Consider the following 24,248-nt stretch of genomic DNA (forward strand, 5'->3'; position numbering starts at 1 on the left):
CAGGCATCCCCGTCCGCCCGGTGCGGCGATTTCTTGGTGTGCAGTTTGCAGACAGCCCGGTATGGTGCCAGAAGGCCGGCATTGACGAGGTATGTGAAGGGCCAGATGTCACGCCCATGATTGGGCATTTCCCAGACGCGCGCGCTTGGAAACCGAGACCAGATATCATGCTGCAGCGTTTCAAAATCAGCCCGGCCCGAGGTCACTGTCACGAACAGGTCAAATGCAAAGCGCTGCCTGGCAAGCCGATCGGAGATTTCGGGCCAGAGTTCGGGGTAATAAACATGAACGACAATTGCGACGGGAGCAGGGGGGGAGGGGCGGTCATCGCCCGCTATCTCAGGAAAAGCAGGCAGGGGGGCTGCATGCTGGTCCGCAGTGATCAGCGCGGTGCGGCCTTCCCGATGCCCTGTTTCCAGATAGTGTTTCAGTGGGGGTATACCGAGGCCTGCCAGATCCGGATTGTGAAACAGGTAGGCGCGAGGGCTGAAATGCGGGTTTGGGCTCAACCCTAGGGCTTCGCCGAACTGAACGTAATGGCGTTCCGGGTTGAGCCTAAACAGGCGCCGCATCCGAGGATTGCTTTCCAGATAGAAGGTTCGGTCAAACTGCGGATTGTCGCGCAACAACCGGACATACTCCCGCTCCGTCGATGTCGGGAAAAAAAATCGCAATACGGTGCGGACCTGTCGTGAAAGCCGTCCAAACATGTTTTGGGAGGTAGCAGAGGTCCACGTCTGGCACAATCCGTCCACGCTATTTCAACACAATATCCTTGTGGTTCTTTAGCAAGAACAGCAGGCCAAAGATCGCCAATACCAGCGCAACAAGGAAGACATAGGTCGGGCGCACATAGACCGCGTCATAAGTTGCATAAAATCCCTTGCGCATCTCGCTGGTAATATGGGCGACCGGGTTGAGCATGTAGATGTCTCTAAACCGGGCAGGTACGTTTTCAGGAATGAATAAGACGCCTGACAGGATGAACATAGGCCGTGTCAGCACGGCCCAGAGCCGCTCCCACAACGGAAAACTTGAAGCCAGATAGCAGTTCAGAACCCCGACTGATACCGCCATTGCAACGGCCATGGCGATTGCAGTGAAGATTGCGGGCCAGTTCAGAATCGGATTGAGGTTAAAAAATGTGATGATTCCGTCGATCACGATGAACATGACCAGAAGATGCGTGAGCGTGTTCAGTAGAAAACGGGCCAGGAGCGCATCCATAAATGTCACGGCTGGATAGGTCAGAAGAGGTTTCGAGTATTGAATGGCCTTGGCTATTTGTCCACTCACGGAGCTGTACATCACAAATGGAAGGAAACCAGTTGCATAAAAAATTGGAAAATTTGATCCCAAGCTAGGAGATCTCAAAATAAATGAAAACACAAAGCTCATCAGCGCGATTGCCGCGACCGGCTCAATGATGGCCCACACATATCCTCCGGGAGAGCGGCCGTACGTTGCGGCCATCTCGCGTAGTATCAGTGCCATGAGAGAGCGGAAGAATCTGAAACGGCGGCGATATCTGGGTCGCTGTGCTGCCGGTAAGCTCATTTGCTCGGACCCTTCTAATCAATCTGGCACAAGTCGGCTGGTACCGGTAAGTTAGGATATAGATTTATGCAAATAATAAAAAGTAGGGCTTGAGGCGTGGCGACAGAAGCAGAACAAGCGCACCCCTCCAACACATCTTCGGCACCCGCGACCAACCAGGGTGCCAAAGTTGTCAAGGTTGCTCCCTCGGCCCGACCGGCCGCCATGCGCCCGCGGCATTGGTTTGTCGTGTTTTCCTTCCTGATCTGTGTTGTTGCACCCGCAGCTGTGACCGGAATTTATCTCTATACACGGGCCGCAGATCAGTATGCTTCGACGGTCGGTTTCACCGTCCGCCAGGAAGAGACAAATTCAGCCTATGAAATTCTGGGGGGACTGGGCGGTTTCTCGGGCTCTAGCTCCTCTGATACCGACATCCTGTACGAGTTCATCCAGAGTCAGGAACTGGTGCAGGCCGTAGATACCACTCTGGATCTCCAGGAAATTTACAGCAAGCCCACTGACGACGTGGTGTTCCGGCTTGCCGAAGACGCTTCGATCGAAGAACTCGTAGCATATTGGGAGCGGATGGTACGGATCTTTTACGATCCGGCCACCGGGTTGATCGAGGTCGAGGTCCGCTCGTTCGACCCCGAAGAATCCCGCGCCATCGCCCGGGAGATCTTCGAACGCTCCAGCGCCATGATCAACAAGCTATCGGCGATCGCGCGTGAAGATGCGACGCGCTATGCCAAGGAAGAGCTGGATCAGGCGGTCGAACGATTGAAGCGGGCGCGTCAGGCTCTGACCCTATTTCGCAATGAAACCAGGATCGTCGACCCTTCAGCCGATATTCAGGGGCAGATGGGGCTGCTGAATTCGCTTCAGGCACAATTGGCCGAGACATTCATTGAGTTGGATCTTCTGATCGAAACCTCCAGCCCATCTGATCCACGTGTGCTACAGGCCAAGCGGAAGATTACTGTGATCGAAAAGCGCATTGAAGATGAACGGCGTAAATTGGGGACCAGCGGTGGGGGAGATGGCGTTTTCGCCAACCTTGTCGGACAGTTTGAAGTTCTGCAAGTTGATCGGGAGTTCGCCGAGAAATCCTATCTCTCAGCATTGTCCGCTTACGATACGGCAGTCGCCGAGGCGCAAAGGCAAAGCCGGTATTTGGCAGCCTATGTCCAGCCGACCTTAGCCGAGACGGCCGCTTATCCCAAGCGTGCAATTCTGTTGGCCGTGGTCAGCTTGGTCCTGTTCGGTATCTGGACCATCTCGGTACTGGTCTATTACTCGTTGCGTGATCGGCGCTGATCGTTTCGGAGCGGCGCAAATGGTGGTTCGGCTCGAAAATGTTTCGAAAACCTTCTATCTGGGAAGGGCAACAAAAACGATCCTGAGGAACGCGTCGATTGAGCTTCCGGCGGGGAAATCCATTGCGCTTCTGGGGCGCAACGGGGCGGGAAAATCCAGCCTCCTGCAGATGATTGCCGGCGCCTTGCAGCCAGACCGGGGAGAAATCATAACCACAGGAGCCATCTCGTGGCCAGTTGGGTTCATGGGGAGTTTCCACCGTGATCTGACCGGCGCCCAGAACGCCAAGTTCCTGGCACGGGTCTATGGGGTGGACACGACAGAGTTCTTGGAATTTGTTGCCGATTTCGCTGAGCTCGGAGCGCATTTTCACCAGCCGATCCGGACATATTCTTCGGGGATGCGCTCGCGCCTCGGGTTTGCATGCTCAATGGGTATCCATTTTGACTTCTATCTGGTCGACGAAGTCACCGCCGTGGGGGATCAGGCCTTCAAGGAAAAAAGCGAAGCAATGTTTCGGGATCGGATGCAGACCAGCGGGGCCTTATTCGTTTCCCATTCTCTGGGAGACCTGAAACGGGTTTGCGATGCTGGTCTGGTACTGGAAGGCGGAGTTCTCAGCTACTACGGCAGTGTTGAGAAGGCGATCGACCGGCATCAGAAGAATCTGCGGTACAAGGGAACATGAGCGGCATGCGCCTTTTTCGCCCTCGGTAAAACCTCAGTGGATATCCGCCTGAAAGACAATTTCGACTCGACGATTTTGCGCCCGCCCGCCCGGAGTCTGGTTCGATATGACAGGCGCTGTCTCTCCGAGGCCGCGCGGCTGGACGAACGGTTCTGGGAACCCGGCCGCTCGAAAAATCTCTGCAACACTCGCTGCCTGCTGTTCAGAAAGCAATAGATTGCGATCCGCGCTCCCCTGATCATCGGTATGGACGATAATATTGATTATACCGCCAGGGCCATTGATCAGTTTGCTTGCTATAATCTCTAGGTCGCGCCGGGCATTGGGAAGCAACGTTGTACTGCCCGGAGAGAAAACAGCATCCCCAGCAGCAGAAACACGGAGCCCTCCGAGTGACGCCCCAATCCGGTAAACAGCACCATCCAACTCGGTTTGAAGGTCTTCGCCAATCTGAAGCAAGCTCGTATTTCTCACTATATTTTGTTGTTGATCGGATTCGGCCACAGATGTCTCGTCACTCTGCTCCTGAATCATGCAGGCGCTCGGCAGGGCGGACAGTGGCAGCAGCGCAAGGGCTGCCAAGGCCGGTGACAGTCTGGTTCGGAACATGATGTTGGGCCTCGAATATCTGCAGGCGCTGGTACCGCACAGCCTTCATCATAGGCGCAAGGCCAGCACCTGTCGACTGCCCCGGCCAATGTATTTGTGCCCCGTCGCGATTCATGCACCGCTAGGGTTCATGACCTAGCGGTGCATGAAGGTGAGAATATTCTACCAGAAAAGATTAAGACTATGTTACTGTCAGGATATTGAGATGAGTTGTTTGGTAGGACGAATGACGGATAGGTCATCGCAAGCGCTTGAAGCTGAGTTTGGAAACGCGAAAAACTGAGCAAAGGCAGTCTGGATTTTGACTTACCGGACAACGCCTTACAAAAAGTCGGAACTGTAGCCGAATTTTGCGTGTGACCTCAGTCCTGCCCAGAGTTTGATTTGATGGGAGTTGCCCCGTGCTTTTTAATGCCGAATCTGCTGGATTTACCTTGCGGTCGATACCGCTGGCTGGCGATGCAGGTGTTGAAGCGCAGCGAGCTGTTTCCTGCCGAAAGAGCGGAGGCCTGAAATTTTGGAAGGCCCAACGCCTAGAAGACACGAAGCTTAATGAGGAACCGCGCCGAGAGTATCGGTGCGGTTTTCGTTGCTATTAATGAGTGCCGCAGCTTGGCGCTAAGGGAGAGTATCATGCGTGACTTGGACGACAACGACCTGAATAACCCAATCCTTGAAAAGGATAACCTAGCTGGACAGGGCGGGGGCCTTCTGACCTCGGTTGGCGACGAGATCAGCAATTCAATACGTGGTTTGGATGCTGGTGTTGGCGCGGTCGAGGCGATGGATACACCCCCGCCGGATGAAGAAGAGCAAAAAGCGGAAGAGCTTGCCGAGGATAACGGTGAGGTGGCGGACGAAGAGGTCCGGGAAGAGCTCGCGGCAGGGGGCACGCGGGCTGACGAGGGCACTGAGGTGACTGACGGAGAGAGTGCTCAAACCTACGCGGGTCTTGGCAGCACCGGGTCCGCAACGTCTCAAGCGCCGGTCCAGTTGGCAAGCTATGCTGGCATTTCCGGTACGTCCAAACCGATTTGGGAAAGTGCAGCCCAAGAAGATACACGCCCTGAATCCTTCCAGACCGTGGAAGACGGATATTATGGTCCGCCCCCACCGCATGATTTCGATCAGAGCGGTTGTGGCTGTGCTTGCTGTGCCGACGGCGCCAATGCCTATGGCAGTGGCGGGGTCGACAGCGGCGCTGTGGCCGCGCCCGCTGCGGCGACCACGATCGACAACCTTGCCCGGTACCTGAGCGAGTACAATCACGCAAATACCGCCTCTAACGATTTCTGGGACGATTTCTGGGGGGTGGGGCCGAACTTCCACTGGAACTTGGCCACGACGGGCACCAATGCCCAGAGCGGGACGATCACCTTCAACCTCGGTGCCAACAACTATGACAGTGACGGGCTCGACGACGACGGCACCGACACCGCCTCCAGGAAGGCGGCGATCCGCAATGCGTTCGACATCTACGAGGATGTCCTCGGCATCAACTTTGTCGAAACGACGTCGATGAATGCCGATATCAATTTCGGCAATGAGAACGCGGGACGGGCCTTTGCCAACTTCAACTATTCCTCGGACGGCTCGATCCAGAACGCCTGGATCAATATCGCCAAGGACTGGAGTGGCAACGGCACGATCGGCGATTATTACTTCCACACCGCGCTGCACGAGATCGCCCACACGCTGGGCCTCGGGCACCAGGGCAACTACAATGCGGGGCAGGGCTCAAACACCTACGCCAACCAGGCGCAGTGGGAAAACGACACGATCCAGTTCAGCATGATGTCCTACTGGGCGCAGGCGAACTACACCCCGCCGGGCAACGGCACGCCCTCGGGCGCGCTCCTGGGCGATGTCAATGTGATCGGCCCGCAGATCGTGGACTGGGCGGCGCTCGACCGGATGTACGATCCGTTCGGCTACGGTATCAATGACGGGGCCACCACCGGCAACACCACCTGGGGCTTCAATGACACCTGGGGAACCTCCAACGCGCCGCCGGTCAGCAACACGCTGAACAATGCCTTCAACTCGTTGTGGTCGCTGCTGGATACCAACACGCTGACCATCGTCGATGGCGGCGGCAACGACACGCTCGATCTCTCGGGTTTTTCCAACAACTCCAAGATCGACCTGCGCTTGAACACGCTGTCCACGGTGACGCCGTATTTCTCGGACGTGGCCGGTCTCACCGGCAACCTGACGACCGCGGTCGGCACGGTGATCGAGAACGCGGTCGGCGGTTCTGGCAGTGAAGAAATCTACGGCAACAGCTCGGCCAACAGCCTTAACGGCAATGGCGGCAACGACACGATCATCGGCTATGGCGGCAACGACACGCTCATCGGCGGCAGCGGCGCCGACTCGATGAACGCCGGCGACGGTAACGACACGTTCCGGTTCTTCGCCGGCACCCATAGCTCGGACACGCTCATCGGCGGCAGCGGTGAAGACCGGCTCCTGCTCAGCGGGCTCGGCACCTTCAACTTCAACAGCTCCAGCCTGTACTTCAATTCGATCGAGGAGATCGAGTTCCACGCCGATGTGAGCGGTACCAAGACGGCGAATTTCACGATCCAGGAATTCGACAGCACCTTCGAGATTCCGGCCGACCTGCATATCGACAGCAGCGGCGGCAATGTCGACATCCTGAACTTCTTCGCGACGGGGTCCCTGTTCTCGACCACGAGCTGGAGCGGCTGGACCTTCCAAGACTGGGACGACACGCTCGACCAGATCAATATCACCCTGGGCGGGGCGCTGACCAATTTCACCGGGACCATCCGGCGCGACAATATCCAGGGCGCATCGGCGAACGAGACCATCAACGGCCATAGCGACAATGACATCATCGACGGCAATGCCGGCAATGACAGCATCGACGGCGGCTCGGGCAACGACACGCTTCTGGGTGGTGATGGCAACGACACGCTGGAAGGCGGGTCCGGGTCGGACAGCATCAATGGTGGGAACGGGGATGACCTGATCCTGATCAACCCCGGCTGGACCGGCGGTGACACCAATATCGGTGGCGCCGGGACGGACACGTTCATGCTCGGTTTCACGACCACCGGCGCCTACAGCGTCAACCTTGCCACCGGAGTGTTCAACGGCGGCGGCGACACCACCAGCACGCTGGCCAGCATCGAGAACGTGACCACGAGCAACGGCAATGACACGCTGATCGGGAACACCAGCGCCAACGTGCTGACGGGCCTGAGCGGCAATGACAGCATCGACGGCGGCTCGGGCAACGACACGCTTCTCGGGGGGGATGGCAACGACACCATCAACGACGGCAGCGGGTCGGACTCGATCGAAGGCGGCGCAGGCGACGACCTGTTCCTCGCCGGTGATACCAGCTTCACGGGCGACAGCTGGAACGGTGGTGCCGGCAACGACACGATCAGCTACCAGAACCACAACTGGTTCACGCCGCTGAGCGTGGTCGAGATCAACCTTGCCACCGCTCTGGCCAGCTATAACGGCTTCACCGAAGCGCTGACCTCGATCGAGAACGTGATCGGTTCGAATGGCGACGAGAGCATCGTCGGTTCGGCCGGCGCCAACCGGCTGGAAGGGCTGGGCGGTGCCGACACGATCGAAGGCGGTGACGGCGGCGACACGCTTCTGGGCGGCGGCGGCAACGACCTGCTCTATGGCGGCGCAGCCGGAGACGACAGCGGCACCGGCATCGATTCTATCCGTGGCGGCGCCGGCAATGACACGATCAATGGCGGCGATTTCTTCGACAGGATCTTCGGCGATGACGGCGACGACCTGATCCTGCATACCGGTGGCGGCTGGCATGACCATGTCGACGGCGGTGCCGGCAACGATACGGTGGACGCGTCAGGTGTCACCTTCGTGGCAGGGGCCACTTTCGACCTTGCCGCGGGCACTTGGGACTGGGCCGGGTCGTCCACCACCTTGACCAATGTCGAGAACGTGATCGGGACGAATTGGAACGACTCGATCATCGGATCGTCGGGCGCCAACTGGCTGGCCGGCGGTGCCGGCAATGATAGCCTCTCTGGTGGCGCTGGAATTGACACGCTGCTCGGTGGCGCCGGGGACGATACCCTGGATGGCGGCTCGGACGGCGACTCTTTGGATGGCGGCGATGGCAATGACATCATCCGCGGCGGTTCCGGCAGCTTTGGCGACACGCTGCTGGGTGGTGCGGGCGATGACACGCTGATCGGCGGGTCGGGCGTAGACAGCGTGGATGCCGGAGACGGCAATGACGTAATCGAGAACAACGGCGGTGAATTCATCGACGACATCGATGGTGGCGCGGGTATCGATACGCTCGACATGAGCGGTTATGTCTTCAACTTCCTGACGGCAAATCTCGGAGCCGGAACCTACACTGTCGGTGGTGGGGCCGGGACCCAGATCCTGATCAATGTCGAGAATGTCATCGGCATGAACAGCAATGACATCATTTCGGGATCGTCGGGCGCCAACCGGCTTGAAGGCAACAACGGTAACGACACCATTCTCGGCGGCGGCGGCGGCGATACCATTCTCGGCGGCGACGGCAATGACGTGATCCTTGGTGGCTTCGGCATCGACAGCATGGACGGTGGCGCAGGCGTCGATACCGTCGACTTCTCGCACACCGCGAGTGGTGGTGTGTTCGATCTGGGCGCTGGCACAGCGGCTTTCGGCGGTGCCTCCGAGACCATGACCAATTTCGAGAACCTGATCGGAACCAGCGGCAATGACTCGATCAGTGGCACCAGCGGCGCCAACCGGCTTGAAGGCAACAACGGTAACGACACCATTCTCGGCGGCGACGGCAATGACGTGATCCTTGGTGGCTTCGGCATCGACAGCATGGACGGTGGTGCAGGCGTCGATACCGTCGACTTCTCGCACACCCCGAGTGGTGGTGTGTTCGATCTGGGCGCTGGCACGGCCAACTTCAGTGGCGTCTCCGAGACCATGACCAATTTCGAGAACCTGATCGGAACCAGCGGCAATGACTCGATCAGTGGCACCAGCGGCGCCAACCGGCTTGAAGGCAACAACGGTAACGACACCATTCTCGGCGGCGGCGGCGGCGATACCATTCTCGGCGGCGACGGCAATGACGTGATCCTTGGTGGCTTCGGCATCGACAGCATGGACGGTGGCGCAGGCGTCGATACCGTCGACTTCTCGCACACCGCGAGTGGTGGTGTGTTCGATCTGGGCGCTGGCACAGCGGCTTTCGGCGGTGCCTCCGAGACCATGACCAATTTCGAGAACCTGATCGGAACCAGCGGCAATGACTCGATCAGTGGCACCAGCGGCGCCAACCGGCTTGAAGGCAACAACGGTAACGACACCATTCTCGGCGGCGACGGCAATGACGTGATCCTTGGTGGCTTCGGCATCGACAGCATGGACGGTGGTGCAGGCGTCGATACCGTCGACTTCTCGCACACCCCGAGTGGTGGTGTGTTCGATCTGGGCGCTGGCACGGCCAACTTCAGTGGCGTCTCCGAGACCATGACCAATTTCGAGAACCTGATCGGAACCAGCGGCAATGACTCGATCAGTGGCACCAGCGGCGCCAACCGGCTTGAAGGCAACAACGGTAACGACACCATTCTCGGCGGCGGCGGCGGCGATACCATTCTCGGCGGCGACGGCAATGACGTGATCCTTGGTGGCTTCGGCATCGACAGCATGGACGGTGGCGCAGGCGTCGATACCGTCGACTTCTCGCACACCGCGAGTGGTGGTGTGTTCGATCTGGGCGCTGGCACAGCGGCTTTCGGCGGTGCCTCCGAGACCATGACCAATTTCGAGAACCTGATCGGAACCAGCGGCAATGACTCGATCAGTGGCACCAGCGGCGCCAACCGGCTTGAAGGCAACAACGGTAACGACACCATTCTCGGCGGCGACGGCAATGACGTGATCCTTGGTGGCTTCGGCATCGACAGCATGGACGGTGGTGCAGGCGTCGATACCGTCGACTTCTCGCACACCCCGAGTGGTGGTGTGTTCGATCTGGGCGCTGGCACGGCCAACTTCAGTGGCGTCTCCGAGACCATGACCAATTTCGAGAACCTGATCGGAACCAGCGGCAATGACTCGATCAGTGGCACCAGCGGCGCCAACCGGCTTGAAGGCAACAACGGTAACGACACCATTCTCGGCGGCGGCGGCGGCGATACCATTCTCGGCGGCGACGGCAATGACGTGTTCGCCTTCGAGGACGGATTCGGGCAGGATGTGATCACCGACTTCAATTCACATAACAGCGAAGACATCGACCTGTCGGGCGTGACCAACATCACCGACTTCACCGACTTGCTGAACAACCATTTGGTGAACTCTGCCGGGACAGCGCAGATTGTCGACGGGGCGAACTCGATCCTGCTGCAAGGTGTGGCCTTCTCGGCTATCGGGGTCGGCCTAGTGTATTCGGCGGACGATTTCATCTTCTGACCGACCGGTTGAAATCAACAATACGGGAGGGCCGGCTTGCACCGGCCCTTTTCGCTTTTCAGGTAGGGAATTGAGGTGACTTGGCATCAGAAACAAGTGGCCTCATCTCCCCATTTAATACTGAAAGATAGGTGGATTCGAGTTGGTCATGCCAATGCGCCGCGTCGAAGTTCTTGTGGATGTAATCAGCTACAAAACGAGCCGTGGCCAGGAATTTTGCACTGCTCTGCCAAAGCCTCAGCATCTCCTCCAGAACCGACGTCGGCGCGGTCTGTTCCAAAAGACCGGCCCCTCCGAAGTTGCTCCAGGCCGCCTGATCCGTGCGGTCGGGTGTGATGAGGCCAAAGCAGCCTTGAGACCCGAGTGCCACAGTTGGCAATCCCATGGCCATACTTTCCATCGCCGAGCGTCCGGGAGAGATCGAAAAGTCACAGACCGTATACAACTCATACAGTGCTGAAGCTTCAAGCCAACCGTGAAACCGCACGAGATCCGTGCCATAGGTTCGGTTTAGCCTGTCGGCAGCTTGCTGCAATTGCCCAATCTGTGTGCCAGTGCCGGCAACTTCCCAGTGAAACACTGCCTCGGGTTTCTGAACCTGCCACAGTTCCACAAGGAAATCAGTCAAGCGCTGCTTATCTGCATCAAATCTGGAAGCTACAATTACGCGCGGGCGGCGCCCTGATTCCGGAGGAGCCAAACGCTGATAAACCGTAAATTTCTCCAGATCAACGCCATTCGGCATCATCTCGACAAAACCCGCCGCCGCTGGTGCGGCCTTAAGCGTTTTGTCTCGCACCGCTTGCGAAACCGTGAATATCCGCGCGAAACGGTCCCAGAACATGTGAATGTTATCAAGCCACTCACCATGCAGGGTAAGACAGACCGGGATGCCCGCCACACGGGCCAATCGCAGGCCGAACTCCCGCGACGGGCCTGGGTGGACGTGCACAAGATCGAAAGGCCCCCACTTCAGGGCTTCCTTCACCAACCCGTTGATCAGTTCGTAGTCAGTTTCAAGTACCTGAGCGCTTGTCTCGCGTAAAGAAGCCGCAAACGGCCCGCCGGAACAGACAACCGTAACCCTGGCACCATGGATACAGAGTCGCCTGACTGTCTCGCGAACATTCTCATGCACCCCACCCTTCGGGGCGCGGTAAAATAATGCAATGCAGATATGCAGGTCTGCAATGCTTCTTGACGCAGACCCAGTGGCCCCTCCCGTCGACATCAGATCCCGACTTTTTCCAAGCTCATGTCTTCTGGCAACTCTTCGCAGTCGTTGTTCCAGAAACCGCCTGGCAGGGCCCAAGTATGTCGAGTGTCACGCCGCGAAACACAGAAGTTGAACGGATCGGCCGCGTAAATTTTGTATCCCATCGACTTTAGCTGCGCCAGCATGAAGGTATCTTCGCCGGTGCTGCGCTCCTGGAATGGATTACTAAGAAACACGCTGCGCCGCCCCATGAAAGTTGCACCATATACGAAATCGCTTGGACGATGGAAATTGTTGGGATGTTTGAAATAGAACTTGCCCGTCGTCGCATCATGCCAGAACGTCCCACGCTTTCCAATAATATCATAATTGCCCCAACGCATCGGCAACAGCATGTCGGTGATGTAATTGGGTCCATAATAGTCGTCATCGTCCATCTTGGCGATGATTTCCCCGGTTGCCTCATGCATAAGGGCATTCATCTTGTAACCCAGCGAGACCTTTTCCCGGAAATGAACATATCGCAAATGTATTTTCTTGCCCGCGGCTCTCATCGCGGCGCGCAACTCCTTAAGAAACATTTTTACATCGTCTTCGGAATATAGATAGCCGAACCCAATCACCAGTTCGAGCAACGGATGCGTCTGGCCCAGAGCATTTTCGATGATCCGAACATAGTCGCCGGGCTCCTTGGTCGGGGTGATCATCGAAACAAACGGATTGAATGCCTCTTGTTCCACGTCCGGGTTCATCACCTGCATGATCTGCCGGACCCGGTCGTCATAGGTGTTGCCATTCATCACATGGCGATAGCCAAGATGGCTGCGTTGCATCCAGAGGGTTTTATCCTCGATCAGCCGCCGGGTCTCCTCAATCGCTGCGGCTTCGTTCTCAACAATGGAAACGGTATCGCCAAACTGTTCCTCGACCGCTTTCGATGGTGCGGTGACCACTGGCGTACCACAGGCCAGAAGCTCATACACCCGGCGCGACAACATGGTCGGCGACTGGGTGATCGTGTTCACGTTCAGGAACACTTTGAATTTCCGGTATTCCTTGACCATCTCTGCATAGCTGACGGCCTTGCGGCAAAACCTCCGGTATTGGAAGGGATAGCGGTAGCGTTCCTCTTTCTGCTCAGAATGGCGGTCAAATATCGCTCCACTATGGACCCGGATCGCCGGCAGGACGTAGTCCATCTGCGCGACTCGATCATCATGGTTTTCACCATAATAGCCTCCGGCAAAGGCGACTGTCTCACGATGTTCAAAAGATGGCATGCCAGCGGGATTGCACATCTTGGTGGGGGCTGCAAACTTCAGGGTGTGTATGGGTTTTCCGGGCAGAGCCTTTTCATACTCTGGAACCATCTCAGAGGCCGAAGTGAAAACCACGTCGGCTTTCTCCGCATAAGGCAGGAAGCGGTCGAAATGCATCGGGTCTTCCTTATTGTAAAAGGCCAAGCCCATCCCCTTGGTCCGCGCGGCCTGGATCACCGCATCCAGGGCCAGCCTCTGCGGGTGGTGGGGCGTTTCATATGTCATCGCCCCCTTCCACTTGCCCTTGTTGCCATTCCAGAAACTTTCGAGGAACACAAAGTCACAATTGGACTCGCTAATCTGATCCAGAAAATTATTTCGAGATATAGGATAGGCCGCAACCGTGTTAGTGATGCAGCTCTCAGTGAACTCGTCCATAATGTATAGGAATGCTTTGAATTTCTGGGCAGGTTTGTTGTCGCGTTGCTCGCGGGTCTTACCCATGGCACCGAGCATCTTGCTGCGGCTTTGAGCCAGGCGCGCGCGCATATCACGCAGCGCAACCGGGTAGAGCTGAAATCTGGGTTCAATGATCAACTTGTCGTCCGTAACCTTCAACCGCTGCACCCGTACCCGCAAATAGGTTGCTCCGGTCGGGATGGTGAATGTCCGGCTCAGGACGCCACCCTTTGGCATTTCGAGATAAAAGTAGGATCCTACCTCGGGGTTGGCCGATAGTGTCAAACCTTCGATATCCATCCTGCGATGACCGATATCCGTGGCCATAACAGAACAGATGAAACTTTGCCGGACATTCATCTCCGAAAGCGGATTGATGAAAAGCTTCAGTTCGACCTGCCCTGGAATGGCCGCCATAAAGGCCTCAACCGGGCGACTTTGGAGTTGGTGGCTGGTATCTGGTGGAATGTTCTGAAAAACACAAGCATGGCTCAATACGCCATCGCAAATCCGCGCCAGCTCCGAGGCGCTTTTGTCGAAATCCGCCGCACTGGAGAAAACGGACTGCGCATATTTTTTTAAGCTATCATATGTATCCATTGAATTATCCAATAAATTATCCAAATCAAGACGTTGACTAGCGAACCCTCAATCGGTTTGATCCGTCTTGAAAGCTTGAAGTTTAGTAATATACCAAGTTAGAAACGTCCATGCGCTTGTTTGATGTGACATCTAAGAAACATCCGGCGTGCATGGCATTGCGTCTGGGTTCAGGGTTTTGATTGAACCGCCCCGGAAGGTCGTGCAAGTCATACTCTTGAATGGGTATGAGGCACAGAAGGGTAGAATAAGTGAGCCAATCGTATTTTCGAGGCTATATAGTACATCCTACCGACGTAGCGCATGTAGAATTTGCGGCATGGGAGAGGTTTTCCCTGAACCAAGGCTATGACCTTCATGTTCAGGAGAAAACCGAAGCCAGCGTAGTGCACGGGAGCAGTGGCCATTGCGTGGCTCTGATTGGGAGAGCCTTCGACTACGACGAAATGTCAGCCGACACCTGTGACGTTGCACAGATTGCTCTAGAGCGCTTCGAGGCTGGCGGACTGGCAGGCTGTCTTGAGTACATCGCCTATCTGGGTGGACGGTTTGCCTGCTTCCTAAGCAATGATGACTCGCTTTTTGCTGTGCCAGATTGCCACGCGACTTACGCGATTTACAGCGCCAAGGCAAAACAGGGAACAGTATTTGCATCACATTGGCAACTTGCAGCGCAAGTTCTGGGTCTGCCGGCATCTGAAGAGGTAAGTGCTTTTATGCGCTCGCCCGACTATGTCTCACCCGGAGGCAAGTTCTATCCTGGTCTGAAGACACCGTTTGATGGAGTCACTTGCGTTTTCGCAAATTGCTTCGCCCGATTGAACTATGCGGACAGGACGATGAAGCATGAGCGCTTCTACCCTGTGCGGGACTTGCCTGCCATAAGCCTCCAGGAAGCAAAACAGAAGTTTACGGCACAACTCGAAAAATGCCTCAAGAAAACCGTCGTTGACGGCACTCTTATGGGGTTAACTGCCGGCCTCGACAGCCTCAACGTCCTGTCGAGTTTGCGCGGATTCGTCCCTAAGGACATGAGCACCTTTACTTATGTCAAACAGCAGAACCCTGATCGCGCACAGCTCGAAGATGTGTTCGGCGCAAATCTGGCCGCAATACATGCCGGTTTGCCTCATCGGATCTTTGAAGTAGCCCCGGTCGATTTCCAGAGCGATTTTCACAAAATCTATGTTAAAAGTTTCGAGTTTGGCGCACGCTATCCTGCTCTGGCGCGAGCCATGTATGAAAACCTTCCGCATGATAGGACCATCTTAATTTCCTTAGCGGCCGAAACTGGAACGGTTTTCTATAAAGTGCGTGATGGCAAGGGACCAACCCCGGAAGCCTTGGCCAAAAAGCACACACAGTCAAAGGCTTCCCAAAATCCAAACCTGATCAAGTGGATGGAGGAATATATCGCCTATACTGCCTTCACCCAGGACAGGCTCTTCAACTTTGCTTGGGAGGATTTATTCTATTGGGAGCACCGGAATACAAAATGGGCGACACTGTGGTACAGCGAGATAGATATGACCGGGTTCGCGATCGTACCCTTCAACTCTCGCAAACTGATCGAGACCATGCTCGCGCTTCCAATCGAGCACCGTCAAAACAGGACCTTACAAAAATTCATGATCGAAGATTACGGTTTAATGAGGTGACCAGAGGTGGTCGCGGAAATTTGGGCCAGTCGTTAATGAGCTAATGGGATGAACTGCCTTCCCACCAAACCGCTGCTATTGTGGCGAACATAGGTGGAGAGAGGAGCATCTGATGGACATCAAGGTTTTGGGAATAGATCTGGGCAAGACCGTTTGCAGTCTGGCCGGGCTGGATGAAGCAGGCGCGGTCGTGTTTCGCAAACGCCTCCAGCGGCATCGACTGCTGGATTTTCTGGATGGGCTTTCACCTTGTGTTGTTGCGATGGAAGCCTGTGGCGGCGCACATCACATTGGGCGCTTTTGTCTTCAGAATGGACACGAGCCTCGGCTGATGTCGCCGCTCTATGTCCAGCCCTATGTGAAGGTTCACAAGAACGATGATCGTGACGCGGAGGCAATTGCCGAAGCCGCGACGCGCCCGACGATGTCATTCGTCGCAATCAAATCGGAAGAACAGCTTGACCTTCAGGCCTTACACCGTGCGCGGGAGCGTTTGGTGTCGGACAGGACGCGGCTGATCAATCAAGGCCGCGGCTTCCTGATGGAACGCGGCATCCGGGTTGGAACGGGGCGCCACGTCTTTCAAAAGGAACTGGCCAGATTGACCGTAGAGGGCAATGACGATCTTTCACGCCGAATGCTCATGCTTCTGTCTGACATGGCGTCAGAGCTGGACGTGATCAATGACCGGATCGCGGCGATTGATGTCGAGATCAAGGCTCTGGCCAAGGCGGACGCCGATATGCAGCGGTTGATGGATATTTCTGGCGTCGGCCCGACAATTGCGACGGCGCTCGTGGCGGCTATCGGCACTGGAAGCAGTTTTGGCAAAGGGCGCGATCTCGCCGCATGGCTCGGTCTCGTGCCGCGGCAGATCACGGCAGGTGGCAAGGCCAAGCTGATCGGCATCTCGAAGCACGGCAATCGATATTTGCGCAAACTCTTCATTCACGGTGCCCGAACGGTGCTGCATCTCGTGCGTGACAGGACGTCGCCAATAACGGCTTGGGCTGACGGCCTGAAAGAGCGAACGCATGTGAACGTCGCGGCGGTCGCCATGGCCAACAAAATGGCGCGTATCGCCTGGGCTGTGTTGACGAAGGGTGAGCGGTATCGGCCCCACGCATTGAGCGGCCTGTAGTCGGGCTGAAGCACAACTGAGGGCAAAGGAATCTGCGAGCGAGGAGGAGATGGACCAACGACCGATCGGCGTTCTGTCAGTCTGATGGGGAGCATGGCCCTCAGCGCTGCCTCTCGCCGCTCATTCGGCGTCGTCAGTTCTTTCCCAAGAGATCCTTCAGCACGGCATTGTTCAGCATCGTATCCGCCAGCAGACGCTTGAGTCTGGCATTCTCGTCTTCAATCGCCTTCAGCTTGGCCACGTCGGACACTTCCATGCCGCCATACTTTGACTTGTATTTGTAGAACGTGCCCTGGCTGAGGCCGTGCTTGCGGCACACCTCAGCTGTCGGCATTCCGGCTTCCTGTTCCTTGATCATCCCGATGATCTGCGCTCGGTTAGTTTGTCGCTTGTATCGACCACCTGCAAGGTTCTTTTCGAAGTCATCCCATTTGGCGCTTCATCTCGGCATCCAAGGCGCCGGTGTCCCGAAGGTGAAGTTCGCGATGCAACTGCTCGCAGGTAGGGGTCTGCTCCGGCTGAGTGCAAAATGACACCCTAAGGTTGGGCGTCATCGATTTTTCCACCTGTATTCGCCTGTGAGCAGGATATGCGCCCATCCGAGGGGTGAGATATGTGCCAAGAGTTGGGGTGAACAGTCGAGTACAGGTGGAAACAGTAGACTTATGATACGATCCTGCCCCCAGCCGGAACAGACCCCTTCCTCGAATGGCAAATTGCTTGTGATCAGCGTCGAGCCGCGTTCGTAGCGCTCCGAGATCAGTTCGAAGAGGAGCTCATCGGGCATTTTCCAGCAATTTACTTCTTATGCAGTATCAGTTTTTAAACCACCGTACTTGGTGACTGCCTCCGCAACATCATCCACTACGGCCTGCAACAGCCCCGCATCTTCGCTTTCCCCCATCACTCGGATCAATGGCTCCGTGCCGGATTTGCGGATCAGCAAGCGGCCGCTATCACCCAGACGTTCCTCGCCACGAGCGATCGCATCCTGTACTGCGGGTTGTTCCAGATGGGTATTGCCCGACTCATAGCGGATATTTTTCAGAAGCTGTGGAACCGGAACAAAACTGCGGCTGAGCGCGCTTGCTCGGTCTCCGCGCTCTTTCATCTGCGCCAGGAACTGCAGCCCGGCCATCAACCCATCGCCCGTGGTGGCGTAATCTGTCATCACGATATGGCCGGACTGTTCTCCGCCCAGATTATAGCCATCGGCACGCATTTCCTCGACCACGTAACGGTCACCCACGGCTGTCCGTTTCAAAGCAATTCCCTGATCGTCGAGCCAGCGCTCGAGGCCAAGATTTGACATCACTGTTGCCACTAGCGTGTTATGGTTGAGACGACCCGACCGGGCCCAGCTGCTGGCCAGAAGCGCCATGATCTGATCACCATCGGCCACGGTCCCAGTCTCGTCGACAATCGAGATCCGGTCGGCATCGCCATCCAAACAGATTGCAACATCGGCACCGTGTTCGACCACCGCGCGAGCGGCCAGTTCCGGATGGGTCGATCCGCATCCTGCGTTGATATTGTAGCCGTTCGGGGATACCCCCAGCGGAATCACCTCGGCGCCCAGCTCCCACAGGACCTCGGGCGCAGCCTTGTAAGCGGCGCCATTGGCGCAATCCAGCACGACCTTGAGCCCTGAGAGGCGGATGCCGTCGGAAAGTGTGGTCTTGGCATACTCCACGTAACGCCCGGAACTGTCATTCAGACGCGTGACACGGCCAATCCGGTCGGTGTCGTCCGGCGTATGATTCATCTCCATCGCAGCTTCGATTTCGGCCTCGGCCTCATCGCTGAGCTTGAACCCATCCGGCCCGAAAAATTTGATCCCGTTGTCGTGATAGGGATTGTGACTGGCCGAAATCATCACGCCGATATCGGCACGCATCGAATGGGTCAGCCGCCCAACCGCCGGGGTCGGCACCGGACCCAAGGCAAAGACATCCATTCCAGCGGCGGTAAAACCCGCAGTCAGCGCGTTTTCAAGCATGTAACAGGAGCGGCGCGTATCCTTACCGATCACAACTCGGTGACGCTTTTGATCACGGTTAAAATATGCACCCACCGCCATCGCCAGATCGACTACGTTCGACGCGGTCATAGGATAGACATTCGCCCGACCACGAACACCATCGGTGCCAAAAATTCTACGACTCATAACATAACATCTCTTATTGGAATATCGGAATGATGCACGGAATTGCCAAAAGGCGTCTCATTCCCGGACCAGCATCACGTCATTATACATCATCCACTGAAGCGCCAGATAGCGGAACTTCCACGGACTCTCGAGACAGAATTCATGCACGGCACGCGCCACACCGCAATGATACATCGACGTGGCTGACCACACCGTATAGTCGTTGAAGATCAACACACCATCCGGTTTGACCTTCTTCACCGCGGCATTGATGTCCTTCATCACGCCTTCGTAATCGTGATCCCCGTCAATATAGATCATGTCGAAATATTCGTCGGATAGCTTGTTAAGATTTGTGGAACTGTCCCCAATATGGGTTTTCAGACGCCCCCCGGGACGGCCCAATTCAGCCCGAATCTCGGGATTGGCCAGACGCGAGATGTCGATGTCGAACAGGTGCAATTTCTCGGGCTTGCAGCGATTGAGAATCTCGAACGAGAAGTCACCACGATCAACCCCGATCTCGGCCATCACACCGCCCGGCTTTACCTTATCAAGCAGCGCGTATCGGTTCGGCAGGACCTCACAGCCTTCCAGCTTGGAGGCAGGAAGTTCCGGCGCCGGGTTGTGGTAACGCCCCTTGGCCCTGGAAAACTCCAGCAAGGCCCTGGAAAATTCACGGCGTTTGCGCTCCACCTGTTCGAATGTGATCTTCGGCTCTGTTGCCATGTTGGGCCTCATAGTTTCATGAATGCTTGAACAAAATTTTCGACATCGTGCTCCTGCACGCGTTCAGCAAACGCTCTCCGATCCTTATCAAGATCAGGGGCGTCAGCAAAGGTGATGACATCCTCAATCGCATCCGTCATGTCGGAATGCACATGTGGAGCAAACAACGACCGCGCACCGGGCCAATCATGGACCACCGGCAAACAGCCCGAAGCCATGCCTTCCAGGACCGAGGTATGGCATCCTTCGCTGTCCGAACTGGACAGAATGGTGCCAACACCACGATACCATTCCTCCATATCTGATCCGGCCGGATCAAAGCGCACCGCCTCTTTCAGAAGCGGGTCGGAGAAAATGCGGTCGAACACCGTGGTAAACTGTGCCTGCATATCTTCTTGGTTGTTCCAGACCCAGCCGATCTGCCAAGGCATGACACTGCGGATCGCCAGCTTGAAACGGTCATCCCGCGCCCTCAGCGCGGCAAAGAAGTTCACCGCGCGGTCGAAGCGCTTGTGCTCGAAGGGGTTGATGCCCACCAGCCCGAGCATAAAGCGCGCCTCGGGCAGCTTCGGCCGCTGCAGACCATGCCAATCGATATATTGCGGCATCACATGCACCCGTTCCGGGTCAACGCCGAATTCCTCAACGGCCAGGTCACGAAAGTAGTCCGACACCACGATCAACGCATCCACGTTGCTCCAGTTGATCCGGATCGGAAAATCGCGAAACGCCTCGAACCGGTGCAGGCGGATGATCAGCTTGGTGCCGTCACGCTTGTTGTTGGAATGCCAGACCGCGTTTTCACAACACCATTCGCAGAACACAGTATCAACATCCGGCGGCACAAAGGGCCGCTGGGCCGGTTTGATGGTGCTGCTCCATGTTTCCCAAGTGATGTCGACCTGTTTTTCGCCTTCCAGCCTGTCCAGAAACTGCCGCAGGAACTTGCGCTCATGCGTGGCAATCAGGATGCGGCGCGGTGCATCAGCAACGGCTTGGGCCACCAGCGGATACCCGCGGATCGCCTGCCCCAGCCGCTCGGACAAGGCTTCGGCCGAAAACCGCGCTGCAACGCGATTGATCCGCTCTAACGCCAGATCATAGACCACCGTGTCACGCGACCGCAGGATTTCGGTCACACGGTCAACCGGATTCTGAGCTTCTATATCCACATAATAAGGATAGTTCTCGCCAAAGAGCGATCGGTTCAAGGCGTTGTCGTTCAGGATCGGCGGCACACCTAGGGTGCAGAACTCGACGATCTTGGTCGAGATTTCGATCACGTCATCATAGCGGGAATGGCGCAGGCAATAGGCGAAGTCCGCCTGCCCCATCCGAGCCTTGGCTTCGGCATGAGGCACACCGGTCACCAGCGATACGCTTGGCATCAACCCTTGGGTCACGTTGGCACGAAACCCGTCCATGACCTTGAAGAAATCACGGAATTTCGGGCGGTGGGTATCTTTTCCGGCAATGATGCTGATCCCCAACGCAGGATCATCGGAAACCGCATTGCAGATATCGATCAGCCAATCCAGCCCGTAATGCAGATCCACCTTGCCGGAATAGCAAAGCCGGGTCACACCATCATCCGGGCGCTCCGGCTTCCCGGTGGCAAAAACGATCGGCGGCACCACGTGCACCACATGCGCCGGATAATCATAAAGCGCTTCCATCGCATGTTTCGCGGTATCGCTTTGCACCACGAGCGGTGCCCGGACGCCCCGCGCCAACCCAACCCAGTCCGGTTCGGGATGTGCCAGGTCGGGGATCGCGCTTGGGGCATAGGCGACCACCCGACGGCAGATGTCGTCCTCATTCAACAGGCGGGTGAGGTAATCGGTCCCCCGCACGAAGATCCGGTCGAACGTGCCATGCTGGACTTCCCAGTATGAAAGCGCCGCAACCACCGTCCCCGGTGACAATTGATCGTCCGGCAGATTGGCGTTGATCGCCAGTTCATCCCCACTGACCACGCGGATTGTCTCGGGCAATTCATCAGCCAGAATACGGTCGCGCAACGGATGGCTCAGCAGCAGCGTGGTTTCCAGATCTGGCTGCAACGCCAGAAGCTTGCAAACATTCAGCAGCCAGATAGTCGACCCGTCAATCAGGTTGAAATTCTGTTCCGCCAGTACCGCGACTCTCATTGCGCGGCCTCCTGCTTGCCAATCTCAGCCTCGGGAACTTCAGGAATCCGCTCCTCGATCACTCCGGCGACGGTGCGGAACAACGGCGCCCGCGATCGGTTGACCGGCCCGGCAACCTGCAGTTCCCATCCCCGGTCCAACGCAATGCGGCAGGCATCCATGATCTGGCGATTCAGACGCATGTTGTCGATCGACCAAAGACCTTCCCATTCCGGTTCGGGCGCAGCCTGCAACCCGGCCCAATCAATCAAGAACAGGCCAGGCTCTCCGGTGGCCAGAGATGAAAGCAGCGAAACCCGGCTCGCCCGGACAAGGTGCTCTGCCTCAAGACCTGCGCCTGGTCCGACAGACACAATACGTCGGTGCCCAACCCGGGTTTGCAGGAATACGCGCGGCAGAGTGGCGGTGTCAAAGCGGACACCCTGTCCGGAATCGCTGGGTGCATTGGCCACAGTTCCGATATCGGGCCCACTACGCACCTTGTCATAAGCTGCCATCAGGAGCTGCGACATCGGCCGCACCCGCTGCGGCCAGAATATGCGTGGATCCAATGTGGCCACCGTTGCCGGATGTCCCTTTTCAAGGGCTCGGAGCAACATGCCGGCCAGAGCCTCCATATCACCCTCCGGATAAAGGCTGGCTTCGATATCTGGAGCGATCTCATCTAGGGGCGGCATGTCGGGCATGAAAACAGGCACGCTATAGGCCGCTGCGGCATAAGGTTTCAGCGGTGCAACCAATTCCGTCACCAGCGTGCGCCGCCGCGGCATGACAATGGCATCGCACATGCTGTAATAGGCACCGATCTCGGCTTGCGGCTTCTGGGCAATGAAATGCACATACTCCGTCAGACCCAGCTCCGCCACCAGCCGACGCAACCGGTCCTCCATCGGTGTTTCATGCCCTGACCCGATCAGCCCCTTAGGTGCGCTCGATCCAAGGATCAGCAGACCAACATCGCTTCCGGCATCGCGCAAATGCTTTAGCAAAGGCAACAGGTCCTCGACACCCTCGTACTCTGACAGCGACCCGATATAGCCCAAAAGATGTCGCGACCGACACCCTATGCTCTCGCGTGTCACGCCTTTTCGAACCGGACCCGGCACTGCCACACCATTGGATACCAAGTGAATGGACCGGGCCGGGACACCACGGCGCACCAGCTCATCGCGCATCGCAGCGTTCAGCGTAAAGACCGCCTCGGCGGCCCGGGCAATCCGAACCTCGTAATCCCGGCTGCGTTGGCGCCCCTTGCTGTTTGCAAACTCTGGATTGTCTGCGTCCTGGGACATTTCCCAGAACCCGCGCTGTTCATAGAAGAACGGACAGCCCATGCGCCGGGCCGCATGTTGCGCGGGTTCGGCATTTTCCCAGTTCGAAACCGCCAGCACGACAGCGGGGCGGAACACTTCGAACGCGTCAACCAACGCCGTCTCGGCCTGCCGCACCCGATCCCTTAGGGACATCTCGGGCGTCGCATTCGTGGGCAAAAACACGTACCGCACGCCATCAATCACCTGTTCGGTTCTAACCGGCGCATCGGCTGGAAAACCTTCGATATCCCAAGGGCGTCCGGGGCGATTAAAAACAACCACATCGTGCCCCTGTCCGGCCAGTGCTTTCGCCACTTCATGGGTACGCACCGCATATCCGTTCGAAGAATACGGATAGCTGTGGCTGACCACATAAGCCAGACGCCGGGGCATATGCCAGGTATCTGCGACCACTATGGTGTTCCCTTACTTGAATGCGGCATTTCGGGACGAATAGAACGGCCTTCATCCCAGCCTGTCAGAATATAGTGCAAAAGCGGGTTGATCCCGACCGTCTTGATATCCGGATAAAGACGCAAATAATGCCCGGTATCAAAATATGGACCCGGATCGCGCAATTCTGCCGCTCCGTGCAAAAGGTAATGCAGCGCCAGGTTCACTCCGGGCGTGTTCAGATCAGGGTATTTCTGAAGATACCACTGTGCATCGAACAACCCACAATCTCGAATAATACCAACATGATAGCGACGGCGGAGCGGCGGTAAAATCCGCAGCAGCACCCTGAACACCGCAGACGGACGGCGCGGCCTGACACACAAGAGCGGATGCGTCGCGCGCAGTCTCTTGGCTTCTTGCTCGGCCGCCTTCCCCGACAAATACAGTTTCTCAATCGTGGCCTGCATTTGACGGATTGCGACAGGAGGTCCGGAATTGGTGGGTTCTCTCGAAACGGGACCTGCCAAAGCGCTTTTCCTGCTCAAACTTCGTTATTTAAAATGCCT

The 24,248-nt window shown here is 56.9% G+C and carries 15 protein-coding genes and 2 pseudogenes; 5 read left to right on the plus strand and 12 right to left on the minus strand.

Going from position 1 to position 24,248, the window contains the following annotated elements:
• Positions 1 to 572, minus strand: a 572-nt coding sequence (locus tag ACS3QZ_RS19340; RefSeq protein ID WP_456039372.1) for a rhamnan synthesis F family protein, incomplete at its 3' end; no start/stop codon positions are given.
• A 184-nt stretch (positions 573 to 756) separates the two neighbouring features.
• A complete protein-coding gene (locus tag ACS3QZ_RS19345; protein ID WP_456039373.1) occupies positions 757 to 1,557 on the minus strand; it encodes an ABC transporter permease in 801 nt (266 codons plus the stop codon).
• 96 nt (positions 1,558 to 1,653) lie between these two features.
• Here ACS3QZ_RS19345 and ACS3QZ_RS19350 point away from each other — a divergent pair, with 96 nt between their 5' ends.
• Entirely contained in the window at positions 1,654 to 2,856 is a 1,203-nt protein-coding gene (locus ACS3QZ_RS19350; protein ID WP_456039374.1) for a KpsE/RkpR family capsule polysaccharide export protein, read from the plus strand.
• Complete coding sequence (locus ACS3QZ_RS19355) at positions 2,843 to 3,544, plus strand: ABC transporter ATP-binding protein (protein ID WP_456039375.1); 702 nt, start codon at positions 2,843 to 2,845, stop codon at positions 3,542 to 3,544. Before ACS3QZ_RS19350 ends, ACS3QZ_RS19355 begins: the two co-directional genes overlap by 14 nt.
• Positions 3,545 to 3,577: 33 nt before the next feature.
• On the opposite strand, the gene ACS3QZ_RS19360 is transcribed toward ACS3QZ_RS19355, so the two are convergent.
• Entirely contained in the window at positions 3,578 to 4,153 is a 576-nt protein-coding gene (locus ACS3QZ_RS19360; RefSeq protein ID WP_456039376.1) for an OmpA family protein, read from the minus strand.
• Between the two features lie 633 nt (positions 4,154 to 4,786).
• Between ACS3QZ_RS19360 and ACS3QZ_RS19365 the strand changes: the two genes are divergently transcribed.
• Positions 4,787 to 10,612 (plus strand): M10 family metallopeptidase C-terminal domain-containing protein, encoded by a 5,826-nt coding sequence (locus tag ACS3QZ_RS19365; protein WP_456039377.1) that lies wholly within the window; start codon positions 4,787 to 4,789, stop codon positions 10,610 to 10,612.
• Between the two features lie 58 nt (positions 10,613 to 10,670).
• Here ACS3QZ_RS19365 and ACS3QZ_RS19370 read toward each other — a convergent pair whose 3' ends face one another.
• Together ACS3QZ_RS19370 and ACS3QZ_RS19375 are read right to left on the minus strand one after the other, a co-directional pair.
• Positions 10,671 to 11,750, minus strand: a complete 1,080-nt coding sequence (locus ACS3QZ_RS19370) for a glycosyltransferase family 4 protein (protein ID WP_456039378.1) — start codon at positions 11,748 to 11,750, stop codon at positions 10,671 to 10,673.
• A gap of 92 nt (positions 11,751 to 11,842) precedes the next feature.
• Entirely contained in the window at positions 11,843 to 14,146 is a 2,304-nt protein-coding gene (locus ACS3QZ_RS19375) for a glycosyltransferase family protein (protein WP_456039379.1), read from the minus strand.
• 251 nt (positions 14,147 to 14,397) lie between these two features.
• On the opposite strand from ACS3QZ_RS19375, the gene ACS3QZ_RS19380 reads away from it, so the two are divergent.
• Together ACS3QZ_RS19380 and ACS3QZ_RS19385 are read left to right on the plus strand one after the other, a co-directional pair.
• Entirely contained in the window at positions 14,398 to 15,804 is a 1,407-nt protein-coding gene (locus tag ACS3QZ_RS19380; protein ID WP_456039380.1) for a hypothetical protein, read from the plus strand.
• 112 nt (positions 15,805 to 15,916) lie between these two features.
• Positions 15,917 to 16,945, plus strand: coding sequence for an IS110 family RNA-guided transposase (locus tag ACS3QZ_RS19385; protein WP_456039381.1), 1,029 nt, complete (start codon positions 15,917 to 15,919; stop codon positions 16,943 to 16,945).
• A 56-nt stretch (positions 16,946 to 17,001) separates the two neighbouring features.
• Here ACS3QZ_RS19385 and ACS3QZ_RS19390 read toward each other — a convergent pair.
• The 7 genes and pseudogenes from ACS3QZ_RS19390 to ACS3QZ_RS19420 form a co-directional block, all read right to left on the minus strand.
• Positions 17,002 to 17,303 (minus strand): annotated as a pseudogene (locus ACS3QZ_RS19390) (transposase); the annotation flags it as partial.
• A gap of 341 nt (positions 17,304 to 17,644) precedes the next feature.
• Positions 17,645 to 17,723, minus strand: a pseudogene (locus ACS3QZ_RS19395) (ATP-binding protein); the annotation flags it as partial.
• A gap of 27 nt (positions 17,724 to 17,750) precedes the next feature.
• On the minus strand, positions 17,751 to 19,112 hold the full coding sequence (gene glmM / locus ACS3QZ_RS19400) for a phosphoglucosamine mutase (RefSeq protein ID WP_456039382.1): 1,362 nt from the start codon (positions 19,110 to 19,112) through the stop codon (positions 17,751 to 17,753).
• A gap of 57 nt (positions 19,113 to 19,169) precedes the next feature.
• A complete protein-coding gene (locus ACS3QZ_RS19405; RefSeq protein WP_456039383.1) occupies positions 19,170 to 19,823 on the minus strand; it encodes a class I SAM-dependent methyltransferase in 654 nt (217 codons plus the stop codon).
• 8 nt (positions 19,824 to 19,831) lie between these two features.
• Positions 19,832 to 21,973, minus strand: coding sequence for a hypothetical protein (locus ACS3QZ_RS19410; protein WP_456039384.1), 2,142 nt, complete (start codon positions 21,971 to 21,973; stop codon positions 19,832 to 19,834).
• Positions 21,970 to 23,700 carry a glycosyltransferase gene (locus tag ACS3QZ_RS19415; protein ID WP_456039385.1) on the minus strand — a complete coding sequence of 577 codons (1,731 nt, stop codon included), beginning with the start codon at positions 23,698 to 23,700 and terminating at the stop codon, positions 21,970 to 21,972. Before ACS3QZ_RS19415 ends, ACS3QZ_RS19410 begins: the two co-directional genes overlap by 4 nt.
• Positions 23,700 to 24,149, minus strand: a complete 450-nt coding sequence (locus tag ACS3QZ_RS19420) for a hypothetical protein (protein ID WP_456039386.1) — start codon at positions 24,147 to 24,149, stop codon at positions 23,700 to 23,702. The genes ACS3QZ_RS19415 and ACS3QZ_RS19420 overlap by 1 nt, the downstream gene beginning before the upstream one ends.
• Positions 24,150 to 24,248 lie beyond the last annotated feature (99 nt).

Source organism: Shimia sp. W99 (assembly GCF_053851455.3).

Excerpts from the sequence above, each read along its gene's own strand:
- ACS3QZ_RS19345 (WP_456039373.1), bottom strand. The coding sequence starts at position 1,557 with ATGAGCTTACCGGCAGCACAGCGACCCAGATATCGCCGCCGTTTCAGA.
- ACS3QZ_RS19360 (WP_456039376.1), bottom strand. The coding sequence starts at position 4,153 with ATGTTCCGAACCAGACTGTCACCGGCCTTGGCAGCCCTTGCGCTGCTG.
- ACS3QZ_RS19365 (WP_456039377.1), top strand. The coding sequence starts at position 4,787 with ATGCGTGACTTGGACGACAACGACCTGAATAACCCAATCCTTGAAAAG.
- ACS3QZ_RS19375 (WP_456039379.1), bottom strand. The coding sequence starts at position 14,146 with ATGGATACATATGATAGCTTAAAAAAATATGCGCAGTCCGTTTTCTCC.
- ACS3QZ_RS19385 (WP_456039381.1), top strand. The coding sequence starts at position 15,917 with ATGGACATCAAGGTTTTGGGAATAGATCTGGGCAAGACCGTTTGCAGT.
- glmM (WP_456039382.1), bottom strand. The coding sequence starts at position 19,112 with ATGAGTCGTAGAATTTTTGGCACCGATGGTGTTCGTGGTCGGGCGAAT.
- ACS3QZ_RS19405 (WP_456039383.1), bottom strand. The coding sequence starts at position 19,823 with ATGGCAACAGAGCCGAAGATCACATTCGAACAGGTGGAGCGCAAACGC.
- ACS3QZ_RS19410 (WP_456039384.1), bottom strand. The coding sequence starts at position 21,973 with ATGAGAGTCGCGGTACTGGCGGAACAGAATTTCAACCTGATTGACGGG.
- ACS3QZ_RS19420 (WP_456039386.1), bottom strand. The coding sequence starts at position 24,149 with ATGCAGGCCACGATTGAGAAACTGTATTTGTCGGGGAAGGCGGCCGAG.